General features: G+C 74.0%; 16 protein-coding genes. 3 read left to right on the top strand and 13 right to left on the bottom strand.

All coding sequences use genetic code 11. The features are described from left to right. Nucleotides 1-43: 43 nt before the first annotated feature. Nucleotides 44-874, bottom strand: coding sequence for a universal stress protein (locus tag ACQP2P_RS32515; protein WP_433607334.1), 831 nt, complete (start codon nucleotides 872-874; stop codon nucleotides 44-46). A gap of 291 nt (nucleotides 875-1,165) precedes the next feature. Here ACQP2P_RS32515 and ACQP2P_RS32510 point away from each other — a divergent pair, with 291 nt between their 5' ends. Further along, nucleotides 1,166-1,900, top strand: coding sequence for a dienelactone hydrolase family protein (locus tag ACQP2P_RS32510; RefSeq protein ID WP_433607332.1), 735 nt, complete (start codon nucleotides 1,166-1,168; stop codon nucleotides 1,898-1,900). On the opposite strand, the gene ACQP2P_RS32505 is transcribed toward ACQP2P_RS32510, so the two are convergent. Continuing rightward, entirely contained in the window at nucleotides 1,837-4,224 is a 2,388-nt protein-coding gene (locus ACQP2P_RS32505; protein WP_433607330.1) for a putative bifunctional diguanylate cyclase/phosphodiesterase, read from the bottom strand. The genes ACQP2P_RS32510 and ACQP2P_RS32505 overlap by 64 nt on opposite strands. A gap of 98 nt (nucleotides 4,225-4,322) precedes the next feature. Between ACQP2P_RS32505 and ACQP2P_RS32500 the strand changes: the two genes are divergently transcribed. Both ACQP2P_RS32500 and ACQP2P_RS32495 read left to right on the top strand, forming a co-directional pair. Continuing rightward, a complete protein-coding gene (locus tag ACQP2P_RS32500) occupies nucleotides 4,323-4,532 on the top strand; it encodes a hypothetical protein (RefSeq protein WP_350612956.1) in 210 nt (69 codons plus the stop codon). Between the two features lie 252 nt (nucleotides 4,533-4,784). Then, nucleotides 4,785-8,417 (top strand): CARDB domain-containing protein, encoded by a 3,633-nt coding sequence (locus tag ACQP2P_RS32495; RefSeq protein WP_433607328.1) that lies wholly within the window; start codon nucleotides 4,785-4,787, stop codon nucleotides 8,415-8,417. Here the strand turns inward: ACQP2P_RS32495 and ACQP2P_RS32490 are convergent. The 11 genes from ACQP2P_RS32490 to ACQP2P_RS32440 form a co-directional block, all read right to left on the bottom strand. Continuing rightward, nucleotides 8,414-9,268 (bottom strand): GntR family transcriptional regulator, encoded by an 855-nt coding sequence (locus ACQP2P_RS32490; RefSeq protein WP_433607326.1) that lies wholly within the window; start codon nucleotides 9,266-9,268, stop codon nucleotides 8,414-8,416. The genes ACQP2P_RS32495 and ACQP2P_RS32490 overlap by 4 nt on opposite strands. Before the next feature lie 186 nt (nucleotides 9,269-9,454). Further along, nucleotides 9,455-11,239: an ABC transporter ATP-binding protein gene (locus ACQP2P_RS32485; RefSeq protein ID WP_433607324.1), complete on the bottom strand. Its 1,785-nt coding sequence runs from the start codon at nucleotides 11,237-11,239 to the stop codon at nucleotides 9,455-9,457. After that, nucleotides 11,232-13,145 (bottom strand): ABC transporter ATP-binding protein, encoded by a 1,914-nt coding sequence (locus ACQP2P_RS32480; RefSeq protein ID WP_433607322.1) that lies wholly within the window; start codon nucleotides 13,143-13,145, stop codon nucleotides 11,232-11,234. The genes ACQP2P_RS32485 and ACQP2P_RS32480 overlap by 8 nt, the downstream gene beginning before the upstream one ends. After that, nucleotides 13,142-14,500, bottom strand: a complete 1,359-nt coding sequence (locus ACQP2P_RS32475) for a condensation domain-containing protein (RefSeq protein WP_433607320.1) — start codon at nucleotides 14,498-14,500, stop codon at nucleotides 13,142-13,144. The genes ACQP2P_RS32480 and ACQP2P_RS32475 overlap by 4 nt, the downstream gene beginning before the upstream one ends. A gap of 27 nt (nucleotides 14,501-14,527) precedes the next feature. Beyond that, the gene (locus tag ACQP2P_RS32470) at nucleotides 14,528-15,760 is read right to left on the bottom strand and encodes an acetyl-CoA C-acyltransferase (protein WP_433607318.1); all 1,233 of its coding nucleotides are present in this window, start codon (nucleotides 15,758-15,760) and stop codon (nucleotides 14,528-14,530) included. 97 nt (nucleotides 15,761-15,857) lie between these two features. Next, the gene (locus ACQP2P_RS32465) at nucleotides 15,858-17,360 is read right to left on the bottom strand and encodes a glycine hydroxymethyltransferase (RefSeq protein ID WP_433619350.1); all 1,503 of its coding nucleotides are present in this window, start codon (nucleotides 17,358-17,360) and stop codon (nucleotides 15,858-15,860) included. A 93-nt stretch (nucleotides 17,361-17,453) separates the two neighbouring features. Continuing rightward, nucleotides 17,454-18,779 carry a hypothetical protein gene (locus tag ACQP2P_RS32460; protein WP_433607316.1) on the bottom strand — a complete coding sequence of 442 codons (1,326 nt, stop codon included), beginning with the start codon at nucleotides 18,777-18,779 and terminating at the stop codon, nucleotides 17,454-17,456. Next, a complete protein-coding gene (locus tag ACQP2P_RS32455) occupies nucleotides 18,776-19,807 on the bottom strand; it encodes a Gfo/Idh/MocA family protein (RefSeq protein ID WP_433619348.1) in 1,032 nt (343 codons plus the stop codon). Before ACQP2P_RS32455 ends, ACQP2P_RS32460 begins: the two co-directional genes overlap by 4 nt. 224 nt (nucleotides 19,808-20,031) lie before the next feature. Then, nucleotides 20,032-20,760 carry a glycosyltransferase family 2 protein gene (locus tag ACQP2P_RS32450; RefSeq protein WP_433607314.1) on the bottom strand — a complete coding sequence of 243 codons (729 nt, stop codon included), beginning with the start codon at nucleotides 20,758-20,760 and terminating at the stop codon, nucleotides 20,032-20,034. Next, nucleotides 20,757-22,478 carry a carbamoyltransferase family protein gene (locus ACQP2P_RS32445; RefSeq protein ID WP_433607312.1) on the bottom strand — a complete coding sequence of 574 codons (1,722 nt, stop codon included), beginning with the start codon at nucleotides 22,476-22,478 and terminating at the stop codon, nucleotides 20,757-20,759. The genes ACQP2P_RS32450 and ACQP2P_RS32445 overlap by 4 nt, the downstream gene beginning before the upstream one ends. Next, entirely contained in the window at nucleotides 22,475-24,040 is a 1,566-nt protein-coding gene (locus ACQP2P_RS32440) for a radical SAM protein (protein ID WP_433607310.1), read from the bottom strand. The genes ACQP2P_RS32445 and ACQP2P_RS32440 overlap by 4 nt, the downstream gene beginning before the upstream one ends. Nucleotides 24,041-24,056 lie beyond the last annotated feature (16 nt).

Below are 24,056 nucleotides of genomic sequence, written 5' to 3'. Positions count from 1 at the left end.
CGTCACGACGGGGCCCGGAGCCGTCCGGGCCCCGTCGGCGTCCTCAGTGGACGATCAGCACCGGGCAGTCGGCGTGGTGCATGAGCTGCTGGCCGACCGAGCCGAGCAGCAGGCCCGAGAAGCCGCCGTGGCCGCGGCTGCCGACCACCACGAGGGTCGCCGTGCGCGAGGCGTCCACCAGGACCTCGGCGGGGCGGCCGGCGGCGACCAGCTTGGCCACGGGCACGTCCGGGAACTTGGCGGACCAGGTGACCAGCGTCTCCTCCAGCCCGGCCCGCTCCTGGGCGTCGTCGGCGATGCCGGGGGCGTAGGCGCGCACCGCGACCAGGGCCCGGCCGCGGGCCTGGGCCGCCTCGAAGGCGAGGCCGAGGGCGTGGTCGCCCGGCACGGAGCCGTCCACCCCGACGACCACCGGGCCGAAGGACGGGTCCGACCGGCCGCGCACCACGGCCACCGGCACCTTCGCGTGGGTCGCGACCTGCTGGCTCACCGAGCCGAGCAGGAGGTTGGCCAGCCCGCCCGCGCCGCGGTTGCCCACGACGAGCATGCGGGCGCCGGCGTCGCCCAGGCCGAGCAGCGTCGCCGCGGCCGAGGACGGCGCGCACATGCCGAACACGTCGACGGTGCCCGAGCGGTCGCGCATCTCGGCGGTGATGTCGGCGAGGATCGACTCGGCCGCCTGGCGGGCCGCTTCGGCCTGCTCGGCGAGGGCGGCGTAGTAGGCGCCGGGCCAGACGATCTCGTACGTGGTGACGATCTGCAGCCGGCTGCCGGTCCGCCCGGCCTCGGCCGCGGCCCACTCGACGGCGCGCCGCGCCTCGGGTGAGCCGTCGTAGCCGACGACGATCCCCTGCGGGTCCGCGTGTGTGCTCATCGGGTCCTCCTCACGCTGGTTCCCCGACTCCAGCGTGCGCCCGTGACGGCGCCGTGCGCAGGGCCGCAGGGCCCGGCGGGCGCGGGTGTCGTCCCGATCGCGGCCCGCCCGGCTCATCCGCCCGATCGCCCCCGGCGTCGCGGTGCCGGTCGGCGGACGGCTCGTCGTCGGCGGGTCGCCCGGCGCCGGCGGCCGCCGGGCCGACGGCCGCCACCCGGCCCTCCGGCGCCGCGACCGGCGCGCCCCCCGATCGCCGCCGCCGGGACCGGGCGGGCCGGTATGGTCGGCGGCATGAGGCTGCGCGAGGACGAGGTCATGGTGCCGGGGCCGGGCGGTGCGATCCGCACCCGGATCGTCTCGCCGGTCGGGGACGCGCCGCGGTGGCCGGGCCTGCTGCTGTACACCGACATCTTCCAGCTCACCGAGTCGACCCTGCGCACCGCCCGGCGCATCGCGGGCGAGGGGTTCCTCGTCGCGGTGCCCGAGATCTACCCGCACGGCGAGCTGGCCGGGGTGGCGCTGGACTTCGACGACGCCGGCAAGGCCCGCGGGCTGGCGGGGGCCGCGGCCACCACGACCGCCGGGTTCGACGCCGACCGGGCCGCGGTCCTGGACCACCTGGCCGCCCGGCCCGACGTGACGGCGCTGTTCGCGGCCGGCTTCTGCATCGGCGGCCACCTCGCCTTCCGGGCCGCGCTGGACCCGCGGGTGGCCGCGACCGTCTGCTGCTACCCGACCGGCCTGCACGACGGGAAGCTCGGCGCGGACGAGGCCGACTCGCTCGCGCGGGCCGCGGAGATCCGGGGCCGGCTGATGATCGTCTTCGGCGCGCAGGACCCGCACGTCCCGGCCGGCGCGCGGGTGCGGATCCTCGCCGAGCTGTACGCCGCCGGCCACGACGATCTCGAGCTGCACGTGTACGCGGGCGGCGAGCACGCGTTCATGCGCGACGTCGGCCCGCGCTACGACCCCAGGCTCACGGACCTGGGGCTGGCCGAGGCCGTCTCCTTCCTGCGCGGCCGCTGAGCGTCGAGGGCGAGCACCCGCACGAGGTCGTCCGCGGGCATGGGGCGGTGGAAGTGGTACCCCTGCGCGTGGCGGTAGCCCAGGGAGTACAGCTGCCGCGCCTGCTCGGGGGTCTCGACCCCCTCGGCGACCGCCCGCAGGTGCAGCCCGTCCGCGATCTGCAGCAGCGCCGTGGCGATGACGGCCGGTGAGCCGCCCGCGCCGATCTCGTCCACGAAGCTCTTGTCGACCTTGAGGACGTCGACCGGGCAGATCTGCAGCAGCCCCAGCGACGAGTGCCCGGTGCCGAAGTCGTCCAGGGCGATCCGCAGCCCCATCTCGCGCAGGGTGCGCACGGAGGCGAGGGCCAGTTCGTCGTCGAACACGGCGGTCTCGGTGACCTCGACGGTGAGGCGGCCCGGGTCGGCGCCCGTCTCGCCCATGATGCGCCGGACGGTGGCCGGGAAGTCGGGGTCGCGCAGCTGCCGGGCCGAGACGTTCACCGTGATGCGGACCGGTCCCTCGGGCCGGGCGTCCACCCCGAGGTCATGCAGGCGCACGGACTGGGCGCACGCCTCGGCGAGGATCCACTCGCCGAGCGGCGCGATGAGGCCGGTGCGCTCCGCGACCGGGATGAACACCGACGGCGGCACGAACCCCCGCTCCGGGTGCGTCCAGCGGATGAGCGACTCGGCCGCCTCGATGACGCCGTCCGGGAGCCGCACGATGGGCTGGTACACCATGTGCAGTTCCCCGGCGTCGATGGCCCGGCGCAGTTCGGCGGCGATCCGCGCGTCCTCGGTCGCCACGGCGTCCAGGTCGGGGGTGTAGCGGGCGATGCGGTGCTTGCCGCGGTCCTTGGCGGCGTACATGGCGACGTCCGCGCGGCGCAGCAGCTCGCGCGAGCCGGCCGGGCCCGCGGCGCCCCCGGCGTCGGTCAGGCCGATGCTCGCGCGCACCATGAGCTCGACGGTCCCGGCCGTGAGCGGCTGCTGCAGCGCGTCGGCGAGCCGGGCCGCGAGGGCGTCGGCCGCGCACGGCTCGGCGTCGGCGAGGATCGCGAACTCGTCGCCGCCGAGGCGGACCACGGTGCCCGCGGTGCCGACGACGCCGGTGAGCCGCACCGCCACCGCCCGCAGCAGCTCGTCGCCGACGTTGTGCCCGAGCCGGTCGTTGACCTGCTTGAAGTCGTCGAGGTCGATGATCGCCAGGTGCAGGCGGTGCGGGGGCGTGCCGCTCATCTGCTCCATCCGCCGGGCCAGCAACCGGCGGTTGCCCAGGCCGGTGAGCGCGTCCTGCGCGGCCTGGCTGGCGAGCTGGTCGCGGGCCTCGCGCAGCTGGGCGACGGTGCGGTCGACGGTCTCCAGCAGCCGCGCGTTGTCCCGGAAGGCGTGGATCTGGCGGGCCACGACGACGAGCGTGAGCAGCACGGCGCCGGCGGTGAGCACCCGGCCGTCGGGGCCCTGGCCGGCGACGAGCAGCAGCCCGTTGGCGGCGGCCACGGCGAGGTAGGGCAGGACGCTCCAGCGCCGGGCGGGCAGCGGCGGGGGCGGCGGCAGGTCGGCGGCGCGGCGCTGGCGGTCGGCCGCGAAGGCGATGAAGCCGGTCGCGAGCGCGCTGGTCACCTGCCCGTCGCTGATCGCGGGGAACGCGGCGAAGGCGGGCGCCATGGCCCCGGCGGCGGCCGCGACGCCGGTGGCGACGGCGAGGATGCGCAGCGCGCCGCGGTCGATCGCGCCGATGCCGGTCGAGGCGAGCTTCACGAAGACGGCGATCGAGGCGCAGCCGGCCACGACGGCGACGACGGCCGGCCACACCGACCCGGACACCTTCGCCCACGCCTCGGCGTGGCGGAACGAGAAGTGCCAGGCCACCAGCGCCACCGTGATCATCACGGTGCCGCTGTCGAGCAGCAGCTGCAGGGAGCCGCCGCGCTGGGCCCGGGCGCCGGGCAGCCGCAGCAGGCCGAACTGGGTGATCACGGAGGCGGCGATGAACAGGCCCAGCGTCAGGGGGCTCGGCTTCTGCGAGGGCGCGCCGGGGCCGTGCAGGGCGTCGTAGGCGTTGCTGATCGCGCCGAGGCCGAGCAGCACCGAGGAGATGGCGACGTACCGCCAGAAGTTGCGCGCCGGGATGGTCAGCCCGCGCGCGCCGGAGGCCCGCCACGACTCGGCGGCCGCGACCGCGCTGAGCACCGGCAGTATCGCCCAGCCGGCCAGCGGCGCCTCCCAGGCCCGCGCGAGGACGCCCGCCAGCCACGTCGCCAGCACGGCCGCGGCGACCGCCAGGACCAGCAGCCCCGTGGTGAGCCGGAACGGCCGGACCACGCGGTCGTCACCAGCCACGGCCACCTTCCCCCTGTCGAGCGTGCCCCCTGGTCATCGGCGGGCGGCCCGGGAAGCTGAGCGGTTAGCGGATCCCGCCGGACGGGTAATCATCGGACATGGCACTCAGCGATGACGACATCACCACCACCAGCTCCCACACCTCCCACTCGGAGCACCACTCGCACTCGGAGCACACGTCGGTGGTCAACGGCGTGGCCTCGCACGAGGAGCACGACGAGCACCACGTCTCCGGCGAGGGCCCGAACGACGGCGGCGCCGACCCCCACGGCACCGACGGCGGCGCGGACGGCGGCGCCCAGCTCTGACCTCCGCGCACCCGAGGCCGGCCCCTGCGGGGGTCGGCCTTTTTGCGGTTAGACGTTGACGAATGGGTGGATGTCTGCAACCTTTAAGACCCCCGTCCGCAAGAAGTTGGCAGCAATGTGCAACTTCACGGCATCCCACACCCCAACACCGGCCCGGACCTGGGCGGGCATCCGCCGATGTGCTCGTTCCGTGAGTACGGCTCGCCAGGTCCCCGGGACCGCGCTGTCGTCTGAACGGAGCAGAGGACAACCATGCCCAGAAGAAGACTCACCGCCGGTGCCCTGACGGTCCTGCTGGCCGTCGCCGGCGCCGTCGGGCTCACCGCCGCGCAGCCCGCCGTCGCCGCCGGCGGGCCCAACCTCGCCCAGGGCAAGACCGCCACCGCCAGCAGCTTCACCGACGTCTACGGAGCCGGCAACGTCACCGACGGCAACCAGGGCAGCTACTGGGAGAGCGCCAACAACGCGTTCCCGCAGTGGATCCAGGTCGACCTCGGCTCCGCGGTCAGCGTCGACCAGGTCAAGCTCAAGCTGCCCACCGGCAGCTGGGGCGCCCGCACCGAGACGATCGCGCTGACCGGCAGCACCGACGGCACGAACTTCACCACCACGCTCTCGGCCTCGGCCGGGCGGGTGTTCGACCCGGCGAGCGCGAACACGGTGACGATCGGGTTCACCGCGGCCACGGTCCGCTACGTGCGCGCCACGATCACCGCGAACACCGGCTGGCCGGCCGGGCAGCTGTCCGAGTTCGAGGTGTACGGCTCGGCCGTGCAGCCGCCGAACCCGCCGACCGCGCCCGGGAACCTCGCGTTCACCGAGCCCGGCTCCGGGCAGATCAAGCTGACCTGGACCGCGTCCTCGTCGTCGCTGGGCATCGGCGGGTACACCGTCTACGCCAACGGCACCGCGCGCGCCACGGTCGGCTCGGGCGTGCTCACGTACACCGACACCCAGCCCGCCGGCACGACGGTGACGTACTGGGTCCGCGCCCGCGACACCGCCGGCACCGAGAGCGCCGACAGCAACCACGTCACCCGCAACGGCAGCACCCCGCCGCCGGGCGGCACCAACCTCTCGCAGGGCAAGCCGGTCGACGCGAGCTCGTCGGTCTTCTCGTTCGCCGCGGCCAACGCGGTCGACGGCAACGTGGGCACCTACTGGGAGTCCAACGGCTACCCGGGCACGCTCACCGTGCACCTGGGCGCCAACGCCGACGTCACCTCGCTCGTCGTCAAGCTCAACCCCGACACGGCGTGGGGCCCGCGCACCCAGAGCCTGGCCGTGCTCGGCCGCGAGCAGTCCGCGACCGGCTTCACCACGCTCGTCCCGCGCGCCGACTACGCCTTCGCGCCGGGCGGCACCCAGAACAGCGTCACCGTGCCGGTCACGGCCCGGGTCGCGGACGTGCAGCTGCAGTTCTTCGCCAACACCGGCGCGCCCGGCGGTCAGGTCGCCGAGCTGCAGGTGTTCGGCACGATGGCCCCCAACCCGGACCTCGTGGTCACCGCCGCGTCCTGGTCGCCGTCGGCGGTCAACGAGACGACCGCGATCACCCTGTCGGCCACGGTGCGCAACAGCGGTACCGCCGCCGCCCCCGCCACCACCGTCAACTTCTCGCTCGGCGGGTCGCTCGCGGGCTCCGCGAACGTCGCCGCGCTGGCCGCGGGCGCGTCGGCCACCGTCACCCTCAACGCCGGCACCCGCCCGATCGGCAGCTACCCGCTGACCGCGACGGCCGACCCGGCCAACACGGTCGTCGAGCAGAACGACGGCAACAACAGCTTCACCACCGCGAGCCCGCTCGTGGTGACCCAGGCGCCCGGCCCGGACCTGCAGGTGACCGCGGTCGCCTCGAACCCGGCCAGCCCGGCGGCGGGCGCGGCCGTCTCCTTCACGGTGTCGGTCACCAACACCGGTACCACCGCCGTCACCGCGACCACGGTGACCCGGGTGGTCGTGGGCACCACGACGCTCAACGCGAACACCGGCGCCGTCAACGCCGGCCAGACGGTCACCGTGGCCGTGCCCGGCACCTGGACCGCGGTCGCGGGCGGGGCGACGATCACCGCCACGGCCGACGCGACGAACGTGGTCGCGGAGACCCGCGAGAACAACAACGCGCTGTCGCGCTCCATCGTGGTCGGGCGCGGCGCCGCGGTGCCGTACACCGAGTACGAGGCCGAGGCCGCGAACTACACCGGCACCCTGGTGACCGCCGACTCGCTGCGCACGTTCGGGCACACGAACTTCGGCACCGAGAGCTCGGGCCGGGCGTCGGTGAAGCTGTCCAGCCAGGGGCAGTACGTCGAGTTCACCTCCACCAACCAGGCGAACTCGATCGTGGTGCGCAACTCGGTGCCGGACTCGCCCTCCGGCGGCGGCCAGGACTACACGCTCAGCCTCTACGCCAACAACGTCTTCGTGCAGAAGCTGACCCTCTCCTCGCACTTCAGCTGGCTGTACGGCACCAGTGACGACACCGAGTCGCTGTCCAACAGCCCCGGGGGCGACGCGCGCCGGCTCTTCGACGAGTCCCACGCGCTGCTGTCGTCGAGCTACCCCGCGGGCACCAAGTTCAAGCTGCAGCGCGACAGCGGCGACAACGCGTCGTTCTACTACATCGACCTCGTCGACCTCGAGCAGGTCGCCCCGGCGCTGTCGCAGCCGGCGGGGTGCACGTCGATCACGCAGTACGGCGCCGTGCCCAACGACGGCATCGACGACACGGCCGCCATCCAGCGCGCGGTGATGGACGACCAGAACGGCGTCATCAGCTGCGTGTGGATTCCGGCCGGGCAGTGGCGGCAGGAGCAGAAGATCCTGACCCCGGACCCGACGCGGGGCCAGTGGAACCAGAAGGGCATCCGCAACGTCGTCATCAAGGGCGCCGGGATGTGGTACTCCCAGCTCTACACCACCACCGAGCCGCAGAACGTGACCGGCAACATCAACCACCCGCACGAGGGCAACGTCGGCTTCGACATCGACGACAACGTCCAGCTCTCCGACATCGCCATCTTCGGCGGCACGACCAACCGCAAGGATCGCGGCCACGGGCTCAACGGCCGCTTCGGCAAGAACACGAAGATCGCCAACGTGTGGATCGAGCACACCAACGTCGGTGCCTGGGTCGGCCGCGACTACAGCGACACTCCGGCGTACTGGAACCCGGGCGACGGCCTCGAGTTCTCCGGCATGCGCATCCGCGACACCTACGCCGACGGCATCAACTTCTCCAACGGCACGCGCAACTCCAAGGTGTTCAACTCCTCGTTCCGCACCACCGGCGACGACTCGCTCGCGGTCTGGTCCAGCACCTACGTCAAGGACCAGTCGGTCGACGTCGGCCACGACAACCACTTCACGAACAACACCATCCAGCTGCCGTGGCGGGCCAACGGCATCGCGATCTACGGCGGCTACGGCAACGCGATCGAGAACAACCTCGTCTCCGACACGATGAACTACCCGGGCATCATGCTGGCGACGGACCACTCGCCGATCGCGTTCTCGGGCACGACGACGATCGCCAACAACGGGCTCTACCGCTGCGGCGGCGTGTTCTGGGGTGAGCAGCAGAAGTTCGGCGCCATCACCCTGTTCGCCCCGTCGAGCGACATCCCGGGCGTCACCATCCGCGACACCGACGTCATCGACTCCACCTATGACGGCATCCAGTTCAAGGCGGGCAGCGGCCAGTACCCGAACGTGGCCATCACGAACGTCCGCATCGACAAGTCCAACAACGGGGCGGGCATCCTGGCCATGGGCAGCGCCCGCGGCAGCGCGACGCTGACCAACGTGACCATCACCAACTCGGCCACGGGCAGCGTCGTGAAGGAGCCCGGCTCGCAGTTCGTCTTCAACGGCACACCCAACTAGTGGTCCAGGGGCAGGCTTTCGACGAGTCGTCGCAGGCCTGCCTCGAACGCCTCGCCGTCGCGGCCCAGTGCGCACCCGCGCACGAAGGCCGCGGCGGTGAGCGCGACCCGCGGCGCCGCGACCGCCGTGTGCGCGGCAACGTGCGGGCTGAGCTGGGGCTGCTTGAAGGAGACGGTCACCGCGAGCCAGGGATGGCGGCGGTACATCTGCCACTGCAGCCGGCACAGCGCCTCCAGCCGCTCCCGCTCGCTGCCGCGGGACTCCGGCGGCGGATACTCGGCGAAGATCGCATCGGACATGAGCACCTGCAACTGTGCCTTGTCCCGCAGATACGTCAGCAGCCACACGTTGGCCTGGTCGAACCGCTGCGCGAGCCGGCGCATGGACAGCGCACCCAGCCCCTCGGCATCGGCGATCTCGATCGCGGCCCGCACGAGCGCGGCCCGCGTCCCGGCCTCCTCGGCCGGCAGCGGCGGCAGGTGCGGCGGCTCGGCGACGGCGTCGGCGGCCCGCGCGGCGACGACGGCCCCCCGCCCGCCGGGCGCCGCCTCGGCGAGCCCGTCCTGGCGCAGGATGGTGAGCGCCCGGTACGCCGGCCCCATCGAGACGCCCCACTCCGCCATGATCGCCTTCGCGGCCGGCAGCGGCGCCCCCGGCGCGAGCTCACCCGCGACGATGCGCCGACGCAGCTCCGCGACGATCGCTTCCGCCTTGCGCGCCACGCGGCCCCCCTGGCAGTACCGGAAAAGCCGAATTCTAGTGCCGGCCGCCGCGCCCGGCACGGGCCGCAGGTAGCCGAGCAGCTCGTCGTCCTCGTCACGGCGGTACTCCCGCCGGTCCCCGTCGATCACGAGCATCGACCCTGTGCGATCGTTCCGCCGGCGTCACACCGGCAGCACCCCGCGCCGGCGCACCGCACCGTCATCGCCCCTGGTCCGGCCCCGACTTGACGGACATCGTCGTGGTCGCGGCCCCGATGACCGCCGCAGCGCCGGGCGTCTCCGGCGGGTCCTGCCCGGCGAGGGCCGCGCGCCCGCTCAGCGGTAGGCCCGCGCCTGCAGCTCGAACAGCTCGGCGTAGGTCCCGCCCGCCGCGACCAGCTCGTCGTGTGTGCCGCACTCCGCGATGCGGCCGTCGGCCAGCACGACGATGAGGTCGGCGGTGAGCACGGTGGAGAAGCGGTGCGAGACGAAGACCGTGATCCCGCCGGTCGCACGCGCGGTCCGGGCCGCCGCCGCGGCGTAGCGGGCGAACAGGTCGTGCTCGGCCTGCGCGTCGAGGGCGGCGGTCGGCTCGTCGAGCACCGTCAGCAGCGGCCCGTCGCGCATCATCGCGCGGGCCAGGGCCAGCCGCTGCCACTGCCCGCCGGACAGGTCGCTCCCGTCAGGCTCGTAGGCCTGCCCGACGTGGGTCGCGAGCCCGTCCGGCAGCGCGTCCACCAGGGGCCGCGCTCCGGCGCGGTCGACGGCGGCCGCCAGCGCGCCGTCGTCGTCCATGCGGGGCACGTCGCCGAGGCCGACCGTGTGCCGGACGGCCAGGTCGAAGCGGACGAAGTCCTGGAAGCACGCCGCCGTCCGCCGCCGCCACCGCTCGGCGTCGATCCCCGTCAGGTCCTCGCCGTCGAGGAGCACGACGCCGGACGTCGGGCTGTACAGCCGGGTCAGGAGCTTGACGAGCGTGCTCTTGCCGGCGCCGTTGGCCCCGACGACCGCCACCGTGTGCCCCGCCGGGATGAGCAGGTCGACGTCGCGCAGGACCGGCCGTTGCGCCCCCGGGTAGGCGAAGCCGACGCCACGCAGCTCGATCCCGCGGGTCAGCCGCGGCGGCACCGGTGCGCACGCGGCCGGGTCGGCGCGGGGGGAGTGGCCGCGCAGCCACAGCACCAGGCCCATGGTGCCGGCGCTGCGCTGCAGGCTCTGCGCGATGCGTACCGCGCCGGCGGCCTGGGCGTTGGTCTGCACGGCCAGGGTGACGACCATGGCGATGTCGCCGGCGGTCCGCTGCCCGGCGATCGTCTCCCGGGCGATGAGCATGATCGCGCCGATGTAGCCGGCCGCGAACAGGGCCTGCCCGCCGAGCCGCGTGACGAGCCCGTGCAGCTCGGCCCGGTACAGCAGCGCGTCGATCGTGCCACGCAGGGCGCGCTGCCGGCGGCGCAGCTCACCGGCGAGCCCGAACGTGCGGATCTCGCGGGCCGCCGGCACGGACGCGGCCAAGTCGAGCAGGTGGTTGCTCAACCGCGTCGGCTCGGCCGCGGCCAGCTGGGCCCGGCGCCGCAGCGACTCGGCCCGGTGCGAGGCGAGCAACGGCGGCACCGCGAACAGCGGCAGCAGGAGCAGCCACGGCTCGAGCCGCCCGAGCAGCACCGCGGTCAGTGCGATCTGCACGGCCAGCGCCCCCGCGGTGAGCACGGTCTGGACGCCGTCGCCGAGCGAGCCGGCCTCCTCGCGCAGCAGCGCGACCCGGTCCGCGTGGGCCGGGCTCTCCAGGTGCGCCACGCCGACCGGCCCCAGGGCCAGGGCGCCCAGCTCGTCCTCGGTCCGAATGGCGTGCAGGTCGGCCAGCTCGAAGAAGAAGATGTGCGCGAAATGCTCCATGGTCAGCGCGGCGACCGCGAGGACCGCGACGCCGGCCGCCCACCACATCGCCGGACGGGCGTGGCCGGCCAGCGCCGCCTCGGTCGCCCGGCCGAAGCACACCGCGGCGAGCGGCCCGCTCACGTTGCCCACGAGCAGGAGCAGCGCCGACACCAGCAGCCGGGACGGGCTGGCCCGCCACGACGAGACCAGGATCGCCGCGGTACCCCGCAAGAACTCACGCATCGGTCGCCTCCATCCGGCCCGGCTGCAGCAGGCGGGCCGCCTGCAGGTCGAACATGTGCTGATACCGGCCGCCCAGCGCGAGCAGCTCGTCGTGCGTACCGCTCTCGATCACCCGGCCGTCGTCGATCACGACGATCCGATCGGCGCGCCGCACGGTGGAGAAGCGGTGGGACACCACGATCGTGGTGAGGCCCTGGGTGAGCTCGAGGAAGTCGTCGAAGAAGGCCGCCTCCGCCCGGGCGTCCAGGCTCGCCGTCGGCTCGTCGAGCACCAGGACCGTCGCGCCGGCGTCGATGGCCAGCAGGGCCCGGGCGATCGCGACCCGCTGCCACTCGCCCCCGGACAGGTCGGTGCCGCCGGTGTACTGCCGTGACAGCGGCGTCGCCAGGCCGCCGGGCAGGGCGGCGAGGACGTCGGCGGCACCGGCCCGCCGCAGGGCGCGCAGGACCCGGGTGGTGTCACCGGCCGCCTCAACCGCGCCGAGCCCGACGTTGTCCCGCAGCGGCAGTTCGAAGCGGACGAAGTCCTGGAAGACCGGGGCGATGCGGCGCTGCCAGCCGGCGGCCGGGAAGGACCGCACGTCGATGCCGTCGACGGTGATCCGGCCGCTCTGCGGCTCGTGGAAGCGGGCCAGGAGCTTGATGAGGGTGGTCTTGCCGGCGCCGTTGAAGCCGACCACGGCCAGCGACCGGCCGGCCTCGATGGTGAGGTCGAGCCCCGCGAAGACCGGGGCGCGGCGATCGTAGGCGAAGCCGACCGACTCGAACCGGATCTCGCGGCGCGGGCGGCCGGCCGGGTCCTCGGTGCCGTCGGCGTGACCGGTCGCACCGCCGTCACCGGCGAGCCCGCCGGCCGCCGCGGGCGGGGCGGCGACGGCCCGTTCGAAGCGCTCGAGGGCGCTGAAGGCCTGCATGCCGTACTCGGTCTGCAGATCGGACTCGGCGATGAACCCGCCGATGGCCAGCGCGGCCAGGGCCGCCTGGACCACGAGGGTGAGCGGGCCGACGACGCGGGCGCCGGCGGCGGTGTGACCGGCGATCATCAGGGTCGCGGCCGCCGCGGCCAGGGCCGCCAGCGCGTACCCGACGTACGGGCCGTAGAAGATCCGCCGGCGCGCCCGCCAAGTCGGCTCGGTCGAGGCGACGGCCGCCTCGCAGAACCGGGCGCGCAGCCAGCCCAGCAGGCCGAACACCCGGCTCTCGTAGGCGGCGTCGCCGAGGAGCAGGTCGCGGAAGTACCACCGCTTGCGCCGGGCGCCGGACTGCGCGCCCCAGTGCCGCCCGAACGCGGACAGGCCCAGCCGGTAGCCGAAGCGGATGGTCAGGCCGCCGGCCAGCAGGGCGACACCGGCCGCCGGACCCACCTCGTAGCCGACCACGGCGACCGCGAGGAGGGTGGTGAGGTACCGCGACAGCAGCGCCACGAGCCCGGCCGCGGCGGCGCCCGGCGTCCACGCGTCGACCCGCAGCATGTTGACCCCGTCGGAGACGCACTCGCGGACCTCGCCGTCCTCGAGCGCCGCGACGGATGCGCCGGCGAAGGACGCGGCCATCATCCGGTCGCGGATCTCGTCGTCGATCCGCCGCCGGATGCGCTCGCCGAGCACGGCATGGACCGGCAGCAGCACCTGCTGCGCGAGGAACAGCCCGCCGGCCGCGACGAGCCCGCCGGTGAGGCGGTGCCAGTCGCCGGCCGCCACGGCCGACGGGACCCGGTCGATCACCGACGCGGTGGCCACCACGAAGGCGACCGGCGCCACCCCGCCGGCCAGCTGTGCCGCCACGGCCGTGGCGACGAGGCCCGGCCCCGCGATGGGCAGCAGCCCGGCGATGCGCCGCCGCTGGGCGGTCCGCTCGCGTATCTCCCGCCGTACGCGAGCCGGCCGTCCCTCCTCGGCGCCGGTCACGTGCCGGCCCCGGCCGCCGGCGCGGCGATGGCGGCCACTGGCGCCTCGTCGTCGGCCAGCTCCAGCACGAGCGACTCCATGCGGCGCAGGAACGCCTCGGCGGCCTCCGGCGTGATCACCGCGGTGTCGATGCGCAGGCTCAGCCACAGGGCGTCGTCCACGCCGGCGTCCAGGTAGAGCTTGTAGTTCTCGACCGGCAGCTTGGCCTTCCACCGGAACGTCGTCTCCGTGGGCGGCCCGTCCGGTGCTGTGCGCCGGACCGGGACGGCGCCCGGGTCACCGGTGTGGAAGTTGAGCGTGGTGGTCAGGTCGAGCTCGCCACCGCGGCGCCGGCCGATGTCGCCGAGCAGCTGGTCGAACGCCACCGGGTCGTACTGGCCGTGCCGGTAGGCGAGGGCCAGGGCGCGCCCGGCGGCCCGCACGGACGCCGCGAACGTCGGCTCCGCCGGGACGGTGACCGGTGCGAACTGGGCCAGCTGGCCGGGGTACTCGGCGGCATCGGGCCCGACCCGGTTGCCGGCGATGACCAGCATCGTCGTCGCCGGCAGGTCGTTGTCGTGCGCGATCAGCCGTGCGAACACGCCTAGGACGACGGCCGACAGTGGTACGCGCAGCCGCCGGCCCACCGCGCGGATGGACCGGCCGGCCGCGGGGGACTGCAGCTCGCCGATCCAGTAGCGAGGTTCGCACGGCTGCGTGCGCGGCCGCCGGTACAGCGTGGGCGCGGCCCCGTCCAGCTGCTCCGCGGCGTAGCGCAGCGCGGCCTCGTTGCGCCGGCGGCCGTCCGGGCCGGCCTCCCACCGGGCCCGGTCGACGGGCTGCTCGACGGCGTCGCCGAGCGCGCCGCCCGCGACGAGCCCGGCGAAGTCGCGCTCCAGCAGGCGCATCGCGCCCTGGTCGACGGCGACGTGACCGACGGCGAGCGTCACGGCGGTCACGGCGCCGTCCCTGGTCTCGATCCGGGCCGCCACCGGCCGTTCGGGGTCGTCGAAGCCGTCAGCGCTGTGCAGCTCGCTGACGACGGCGTCGGCCTCGGCGTCGGTCGCGACATCCAGGACCGGCACGGCCAGCGTGCCCTCCGCGTGCACCCGCTGCCGCGGCACGCCGTCGGGGTCGGTGCGGAAGCCGGTGCGCAGCACCTCGTGGCGGGCGATGAGGGCGGCGATGGCGGTGCAGGCGTCCTCGATCCCGGTGCCGTCGGGCACCGGCATCCGGCTCACGAAGTTCAGGTGGGCGTGCTGGCCGCGCAGCGACACGACGACGTCGTACATGTAGCGCTGCGCCCACGTCAGTTCGGCGGTCGCGGCACGGTGGCCACGGTAGGCCACGACCCGTTCGGTGATGCGTCTGGACACGTGCGGTGCTCCTGTCTCGGTTGGCGGTCAGGACTCGCGGGCGACGACCACGGCCATGCCCTGGCCTCCGCCGGCCGGGGTGGCGACCAGGCCGGTCGAGGCATCGTTGCGTCGCAGGGCACCCAGCAGGGTGCAGATCATGCGGATACCGGTCATGCCGAAGGGGTGGCCCAGGGCGAGCGCACCGCCGTGGACGTTGAGCCGCTCCACCGGTACGCCGAGGTCGCGCTGGTTCGCCAGGAGCTGCACGGCGTACTCCTCGTTGAGCTCGAGCAGGTCGATGTCGGACAGGGCGAGCCCACTGTGCCGCAGCGCCCGCCGCACGGCCGGCACCGTGCCGAGGCCCATCAACTCGGGGGAGAGCGCCGCGACGCCGGTGCCGCGCACGGTGGCCAGCACCGGCAGCCCGTGCTCGTCGCTCAGCGCCCGGTCGGTGAGGATCAGCGCCGCGGCGCCGTCGGCCAGCTTGCAGCAGGTGCCGGCGGTCACCGTGCCGTCCGGCAGCAGGGGCGGCAGCGCGGCCAGGCCCTCCGGTGTGGCGTCCGCCCGGGGGCCGTCGTCGGCGCGCACGACCGTCCCGCCGGCGCACGCCACGGGGGTGATCTCGGCCGCGAGGACGCCGGCCGCGATCGCGTCCCGTGCCCGCCGATGGGACAGCACGGCGTACTCGTCCTGCTCCGCACGCGCGATCCCGTACAGGCCGGCGATGTTCTCGGCGGTGCGGTTGACGTCCACGTAGACGTCGGGCAGGAGATCCTCGGCGCGCGGGTCGCGCCAGCGCTCGCGCGCGGGAGCCCCGGCGGTGCGCGCCTCGGCGGCGGCGAACACGGGATTCTTGGTGCCGGGCAGCGAGTCGCTGTGCCCGCGCGGGCGGCTGCTGCTGGACTCGGCGCCGGCCACGATGAACGCGCGGCCCTCACGGGCCCGGATCGCGTGGGCGGCCATCCGCACCGCCTGCAGCGAGGAGGCGCAGTAGCGGGTCACGGTGGCGGCCGGCAGCCGGTCGAGGCCGAGCAGGACGGCAACGACGCGGCCGAGGTTGAAGCCCTGCTCCCCGCCGGGCAGGGCGCAGCCGAGGTACAGGTCTTCGATCAGGCCGGGCGGCAGGGCCGGCACCTGGGCGAGCGCGGCGGCGACGACCTGCGCGGCGAGCGCGTCCGTGCGCAGCCCGGCGAGCCCGCCGCGCCCGGCCCGCGTGACCGCGCTGCGCGTGGCCGCGACGATGACGACGTCCGCGGCCGATCGACCCGGGACAGGCATGACGGCTTCTCCGAGAGAGGTAGTCCGGACACGCGTGGAACCATGTGCTGACGACGTGGGTCACCGTGGGTCCCGTGCCACCCCTCTCGGAGGGACGTCACGCGGCGCTGGGCAGATCCGGGATGTCGCCGATGATGTCGAGGTCGATCTCCGGGTACAGCTGGTACTGCGCGGCCAGGTCGGACAGGCGGCCCCGGGCCTGCTCGGCGACGCCCTCGTCGAGGCTGTACTTCGCCTTGCTCACCGTGCCGTTGTCGCCGGCCGCGGGCTGCACCGCCGAGAGGACGTTGACGATGACGTCCGCGATCTCGGTGATCGCGGCCGCGTCCATGCCCAGCGTGGTGATGGCCGGGGTGCCTAGACGCAGGCCGCTGGTGTACCACGGCCCGTTCTCGTCGAACGGCAGCGAGTTGCGGTTGAGGGTGATGCCGACCGAGCGCAGTGCGCTCTCCGCCTGGCGGCCGGTGAGGCCGTAGGTGGTGGTGACGTCGGCGAGCACGATGTGGTTGTCGGTCCCGCCGGTGACCACCTCGACCTTGCGCTGCTGCAGCTGCTCGGCGAGCGTCCGCGCGTTGTCGACGATGCGGTGGGCGTAGTCGGCGAACGACGGCTGCAGCGCCTCGCGCAGGGCGACGGCCTTGGCCGCGATGGCGTGCGGCAGCGGGCCGCCGAGCACCGTGGGGCAGCCCTTGTCGACCGCGTCGGCGAACTCCGGCACGCACAGCACGAGGCCGCCGCGCGGGCCGCGCAGCGTCTTGTGCGTGGTGCTGGTGACGACGTGGGCGTAGGGAACCGGGTTGTTGACCCCGGTGAAGACCTTGCCCGCGACCAGGCCCGCGAAGTGGGCCATGTCGACCATGAGCACCGCGCCGACCTCGTCGGCGATCTCGCGCAGCCGGGCGAAGTCGATGAGCCGGGTGTAGGCGCTGTAACCGGCGAGCAGGATCAGCGGCCGCACCTGCTGGACCTGGGCCCGCAGCGCGTCGAGGTCGAGCAGCTTGGTGACCGGGTCGACGGTGTAGGTGCGGGCGTCGAAGAGCCGGGCGGAGACGTTGAACCGGTACCCGTGGGTGAGGTGGCCGCCCGAGTAGTAGTCCATGCCGAGCAGTCGCTGGTTGACCAGCTCGGTCCGCAGCTGCTCCCACTCGGTGTCGTCGAGCGCGGAGACGTTCTTGCGGCTGAGCCGGGTCAGGAGGGTGTTCTCGACCCGGGTCGTCAGAATGGCAAGAAATGCCACGAGATTGGCGTCGATGCCCGAGTGCGGCTGCAGGTATGCGTGTTCGGCCTGGAACAGCTGCTTGGCAAGGTCGGCGGCGTGGGCCTCGACCGCGTCGACGTTGTCGCATCCCGCATAGAACCGGTGCCCGACGGCGCCCTCGGCGTATTTGTCGGTGAAAAGGTTGCCCTGGGCCAGCTGCACCGCCTGCGAGCTGAAGTTCTCGCTGGCGATGAGTTTGATGTTGGCCCGCTGGTCGGCCAGCTCGGACACGATCGACCTGGCCACGGCCGGGTCGGTGCTCGCGATCTGGTCGAGCGAGGCATAAAAGGCCAGCGCCGCGGGATCGGGCCGACGACCGTTGAGCCCGGCGAGGTAACGCATACTGATGAGGTCGTGCTCAGGCGGCATAGCGATGCCTCCGCTCATAGGATGGGACTGGCTGATCGGCGTACGCCGTGAATCGCGCGTGACCCATCATACGGAGGGCTTTGCCGGGGTGGCCGGGCGCGTGTGGCACGCGGTGTCATCGTGCGCGGGCCCGTTCTCCAGGACGGCGAGCGCTTCGATGGACGCCAATGCCTGAACCGCCTCCGGGAACAGCGGACGGCGCGGCCCGACCGGTGCGACATGCCGGCCGAACATGGCCACCAGGACCCGGTCGCCGACGTCCAGCCGGTCGCCGGCCTTCGCCGAGGGCCAGATCAGCACCTCGTCCGGCCCCGGTGCCGGCCCGTTGCAGGACGCCGAGAGCCGGTGCGGCCGGTCGCCGCCGAGGCGGTACCGGCCCGCGGGTGCACCCTGCCGCACGAGGGCGGGGTGACGGGCCGTGACGATCAGCTGGCTCAGCGGCCGGACCCGGGGGACGTTCACCCGGACGATCGGCGCGGACCGTCCGAGGAAGGTCAGCACGTGCGCGGCCGGGGTCGGTAGCACGCCGTGCTCGGCCTCGACGTAGCTCAGCAGCGACGTGACGCTCTGGATGCGCGGGTTGAGCTCCAGCACCCACACGGCGCCGCCCGGATCGCAGATCAGGTCGAGGCCGAACTGCCCTCGGAAGCCGCGGTCGCGGAGCCGGTCGCCGACGGCCGCGGCGATGGCGTGGCAGCGGGTCAGGGCCTCGCCTGGCAGCGTCGCGGCGTCCACCAGCTGGTTGCCGCAGTGGGCGCCCCAGGTGGCGGTCAGCTCCGGGACGCCGACGAGCTGGTGGCTCACGCCGGACACGAAGGTCTCGTCGGCGCCGACGCAGGCGCTGACCGTGATGTCCGTGCCGGCCACGAACGCCGTCACCCGCAGGCGGTCGCCCGTCCAGGCGGCCAGGGCGTCGGCGAGCTCCGCGACGTCGCCGGCGTGGCGGGTGCCGGTGCCGGTGAGGTTGTTCGCGGTGCGCTGCACCACGACCGGGCCGCCCCCGAGCTCCGCCCACAGCCGGGCGGCCCGGGCCGGATCGGGCCGGTCGAGGACCACCGTGCGCGGCAGCGGTACGCCCGCGGCGGCGGCCAGGGCGGGCAGCGCGGACTTGTCGCCGAGCGCGTCGGTCAGCTCCGCGGCCGGCAGCAGCACGGTGAGCCCCTGGCGCCTCGCCCACGCCAGCAACTCGGGGGTGTTCTGCAGCGACAGGGCGCCGGCGGCCCCCGTGACCGGGTGGTCCGGCTCGTCGACGGGCTGCAGGTGGACGGGCGGCAGATGCTCGCGCGCGCCGCTGAGCATCACCAGTGACCGGCCGCGCCACCACACCGGCACGGGGTCGCGCTGCAGGGCCAGGCGGCCGGCGTCGAGGCCGGGCCCCACGAACGTGGTCATCCACGCACCGCCGGGGCCCGGTCGAGCGCTTCGGCCCAGTGCAGGGCGTGGCGGAGCACGTCCGCGACCGCCTGGATGTCGGTCGGGGCGGTCTCACCGGTGCGCACGGCGCGGATCACCGCCCGGTAGGCCCCGTCGGTCGCCGGGCGGTCGAGCGCGTCGCCCGGCTTCTCCCACGTTGCCGGGGTGGTCCGCGGCGCCCCGCCGGCCGGCGTGACCTCGACCTCGGAGGAGCGGGTTGCGCCGGGCACGATGAGGTTGGTGCGGGCGGACCCGCCGGCGCCGGTGGCGGTGATCTCGAAGCGGCCGGTCGGCGCGTCCCAGCCGACCTCCACGTCGACGTCGAGCACCGCACCGCCGGCCGTCCGGACCCGCGCCGAGGCCCGGGCCCGTTCCGCCGAGCCGGGACCCACGGTGATCGCCTCGATCGGGCCGCCCAGCACCGCCCGGGCCACCGAGAGCGCGTGCCCGGCCAGGTCCGCCACGACCCCGGAGCCGGGGCCGGAGCGGTACCAGGCGGCCGGGGACCACGCCTGCGGGCCGGTGTGCTCGAACACGACGCGGAGCCGCTCGACCGGGCCGATCTCACCGGCGGCCAGGACCTGCCGCAGCGCCTCGACCGCGGGGTGGTACCGCCACGGCAGGTTGACCACGCAGGTCAGGTCGGGCCGGGCCGCGCGGGCCGCGAGCAGCTCGTCGAGCTCCGCGACGCTCGTCGCGCCGGGCTTCTCGAGCAGGACGTGCACGCCGGCGCCGAGGGCCTGCCGGGCGTAGCGGGCGTGCAGGTGCGGTGGCGTGCACACCGCGACCAGGTCGACCGGCACGCGATCGAGCAGCGCATCGCCGTCCGGCAGCACGTGCCGGGCCCCGAAGTCGGCGGCGGCCCGGTCGGCCTGGGCGGCGTCCGGGTCGGCCACGGCCACGAGCCGGGCCCCGGGCGCCCCGCCGAAGTCGAGGAAGTGCACGGCCCGGTCCGCGGCCGGTGAACCGGGCGGGGCGAAGCCGGGCAGGGCGCCGCGCGTGGCCACCGGGCCGCACCCGATGACGCCGAGCCGCAACTCGGGCCGGGCGGCGGTGAGCGTCGGCGCGGAGGCGAAGAAGGAGAGGTCCGCGGCGGCGGAGTCCGAGCCGGTGGCCACGCTCACCGCCGGCCGGTCCAGGTCGTCGTAGTCCTTGACGACGTCCCGCCAGACGATGTCCGCGTCGTCGCTGACCGGGCCGGCGGCGATCACGTGCGGCCAGCGCTTGCGGATCACCCGGTCGTGGCGGATCCAATAGCCGCGCAGGTCGTGGCCGAGGTGCTGAAACGTCGTGCCCTCGAAGTGGCGCAGCCGGGCCGCGCCGACCCACAGCAGCGGGGCGCCCGCGCTGCGCAGCCGGTAGCAAAGGTCGACGTCCTCCAGCAGGGCCACCGGATCGAACGCCTCGTCGAAACCGCCGGCGTCGAGCACGGCCCGGCGTCGCAGCAGCAGCGCCGCCGCGGGGGCCCACGCCTGCTCGCGCGTCGCGGTGTCGATCTCGGCCACCGTCCGGCCCCGGCCGAGCAGCCCGATCCAGCCGCGGCCGAGGTGCCGCCACCGGCGCACTGCACGAGCTCGCCGGGGCCCGGGTACAGCAGCAGCGGCGATGCGCCGACCGCGTCGGTCCGGGCCGCCAGCTCGGCCAGCAGGATGGACAGCCAGGCCGGGTCGTCCAGCACAGTGTCGTTGTCGAGGAACAGCAGGAACTCGCCCGTCGCCTCGGCGATCGCCTGGTTGCGGGCCCGGGCCGGGCCCGGGTCGGCGGCGTTGACGATCAGCGTGCCGCCGGTGCGCTCGGACCAGTCCCGCAGGTACTCGCCGGAGCCGTCGGCCGACCCGTTGTCCACCACGATCCATTCCAGCTCGCCCTCGGTCGCGGCGAGCGTCTCCAGGCACCGGCGCGTGTACCCCAGCCGGTCCCGGGACAGCACGACGGCCGAGACCGAAGGGGTGGTGCTCATACAGCCTCCTGGACTCTGGTGACCCTGCGGTCCTGCAGGTACAGCACGTCGATGCCGGTGGCCAGCAGGCACCGCAGCGCGTCCTCGGGGTCCTCGACGATCGGCTCGCGGTCGTTGAAGGACGTGTTGAGCAGCACCGGGACGCCGGTGGCGGCGCCGAACGCGGTGAGCAGGCCGTGCAGGAACGGCTCCTGCTCAGCGTCGACGGTCTGGACCCGGGCCGAGCCGTCCACGTGCGTCACCGCCGGGATGAGATCCGGCCGGCGCACGTCGGTGGCGAGCAGCATGTAAGGGCTCGGACGGTCCAGGTCGAAGTAGGTCGCGGCGTGCTCGGCGGCGGCCATCGGCGCGAACGGCCGGAACAGCTCCCGGTGCTTGACCCGGGTGTTGAGGTGGTCCTTCATCTCCGGCCGGCGCGGATCGCACAGGATACTGCGATGGCCGAGCGCGCGCGGGCCGAACTCGCTGCCGCCGCGGAACAGCGCCACGATCCGTCCGGCCACCAGGTCCTCGACGATGGCGGCGGTCGGGTCGGGCAGGACCTCGGCGCGCACCTCGTCGCGGTGGCGGCTCAGCGCCGCGTCGACGGTCGCGGCCGGGTAGGCTCGGCCCAGGTAGGCCGAGCGGAACGGCCGGGCGCCGCCCCCGCCGTGCGACCACCAGCCGAGCAGCGCGTTGCCCAGGGCGGTGCCGTCGTCGGTGGCGGCCGGTTGGATGAACACGTCGTCGAAGGCGCTCTCGCGCACGATCCGGCCGTTGGCCACGCAGTTGAGCGCGACCCCGCCGGCGAAGCACAGCGTCCGGGGCCGGCCGGTCAGCTCGCTGGCCGCCTCGGCCAGGCGCAGGACGGCGTCCTCGATGGCCCACTGCACGGAGGCGGCCAGGGCGGCGTCGACCGGCGCCTCGGTCTGCGGCTCCGGGCGCGGCGGGCCGAACCACTCCAGCAGCGCCGGGTGGAAGCCGCCGTCGGCGGTGTACTGGAACTCCTCCGAGACCTGGTGCGATCCGTCCGGGCCGACCCGGATGGCGTCCTTGAACCGGTCGATCGGGGTCCAGCCGGGGCGCCGGCGGTCGTATGCGGCAAGGCCCATGGTCTTGCCCTCCTCACCCCACCGGAAGCCCAGGTAGGCGGTGAAGAGCTGGTAGAAGTCGCCCAGCGAGTTGCCGTAGGCCGGCGGCCCGCCGGTCTGCCCGGCGATGCGGGTCAGCCGCCCGTCGCGCCACGCGTAGATGGTGCTGCGCTCGAAGTCCGTCGGGCGGCCCTGCGCGTCGTGCCCGACGATGCACCCGCCGCCGTCGATGACCAGCACCGCCGCCTCCGGCTCGGCGATGCCCGCGACCGCGCTCGCCGCGTGCGCCGCGTGGTGGCCGACCACCTCGATCGGGACGCCCGCGAGCTCGGGATGCTGGCCGCGCACGTCCCGCTCGGTGAGATTGCGCCGGGTGCCGTCCGGGCCGAGCACGTAGCTGGTGCTGCCCACGACGAGGTCGACGTCGCCCGGCCGGATGCCCGCCGCGTCGAGGCAGTACGCGACGGCTCGGTGGGCGCCGTGGCAGTACCGTTCGCCGGAGCCGTTCAGCGGAATGTCGTGCTTGAGCCGGGACAGCCGCTCCTCGGCCACGGCGACCTCGACGACCCCGTCGCGCAGCAGGCACGCGGATCGGTCGTGGCCGAGGTTGATGCCGAGGACGTGGCGGGGGGCCGGGCCCCGGCTCATCGCCGGACCACCAGCGGGAGCGAGCGCCGGGGGCCGCGCGAGCCCAGCCAGTGCGATCGCGGGTCGTCCACCGAACCGCCCTCGCTGAAGCCGCAGCAGTGCCGGCACTGATCGGGGCCGGCGCCGTCGCGCAGCCCGGTGCGGATGGCGTTGTACTGCGGGCCGTTCCAGATCTCGTCCATCGTCTGCTGTCGCAGGCTGCCGACGGTGTCGTCGAAGTAGGGGCACGGGGTGATCTCGCCGTTGGGCCGGACATAGACCGTCGAGTAGATCTCGACGCACCGGTGCCCGTGCGAGGTCGGCAGCGACGCGGCCTGGAACGACTCGGACGCGGTGTGCTGGCCGAAGCGGGCCGGCAGGCTCGCCTCCACGCCGAGGCGCTCGGCGGTGGCCGCGGCGACGTCCAGCCACGCGTTGGCCTCGTCCGGCCGCCGCAACGGCGACTCGTCGGCCAGTGAGTCGTCGTTGAGCATGAGGAAGATGCCCTGGATCTCCTCGAAGCCGGACGCGAATGCCAGCCGCGCCATCTCCGGCAGCTCCGGCAGGGTCGTGTTCATCAGCACCATGCTCAGGCAGAGCCGCAGATCGGTGCGGCCGGCCGCGGCCCGCGCCTCCGCGAGCGCGTTGATGCCGTTGAGGACGGCCCGCAGCCCCTTGCCGACGAAGCGCTCGTAGGAGGAGTCGGTGGTGGCATTGAGCGAAACCGTGATGTTCTTGATCGGGTAGGTCAGCAGCCGCTCGGCCCGCCGCACGAGCGACACGCCGCTGGTGTTCATCTTGTAGCGGGCGCGGGGGAACCGCTCGCGGAGCAGGTCCATCGCGTCCCAGAACTGGGGGTGGGTCATCGCCTCGCCGGCCCCGGTGAGCGCGATGATGTCGATGTCGCCGTGCGTCTGGTCCGCGATGCGCTCGATTTCGGTGAGCGAGAGGAAATCGAAGTCGAAACTGCGCGAAACGCAGAACGTACAATTTCGGTCACACTTCTGGGTGAGGCCCAGATACATCTGCTTGGGAGTGGCGACCGGGCCGCCGGTGCGTTCGAATTCGCGCCGCCGATCGGCTCCGTCGACATACACGTGGACGTCGTCCTGTGGGCCTCGTTCGGCGAATTGCCGCGCCATGGCACGCGCACTCACCGTGGAGAGCACAACGCCGTCCAAATCGGTCAGTATGCCGCGGCGCGGGGCGGTCGAACACTCCGCGAACCGGCGGCCGTCGGCGAGACTCAGCGGCCCGTCGGACGGCGAGTACCACAGGTCAACGGTGTCGTCCCCGGGGCCGACCGGGTCGAAGTGCAGCGAAGACGCGGGTAGTTCGACGATTTCCAGAACATTGGGATCCGAACGTCCGAAATTCATCAGATGGCCACGAGCGACATCGCTCAACGCGGCGCCCGGTGTCCATACGCGGCATCGTGACACATGACCTCCAGCCCCCGAAAGCGGTCGCCCAACCTTTGCTGCCGGAGTGCCGATTGTCGAGCGCTCTCCCAGAGTCTGGGAGAGCGCTTCCTGGCGACGATCTTCAATTTCACGCCGCTGACCTGCGTCAACGTTGATCAATTCGTTGCGATTCGTT

This window comes from Dactylosporangium sp. CA-139114, from assembly GCF_050955725.1.
In the GTDB taxonomy this organism is placed as follows: domain Bacteria; phylum Actinomycetota; class Actinomycetes; order Mycobacteriales; family Micromonosporaceae; genus Dactylosporangium.
The sequence above is the reverse complement of the archived record's forward strand: the minus strand, read 5'-3'. Positions and strand labels throughout refer to the sequence as shown.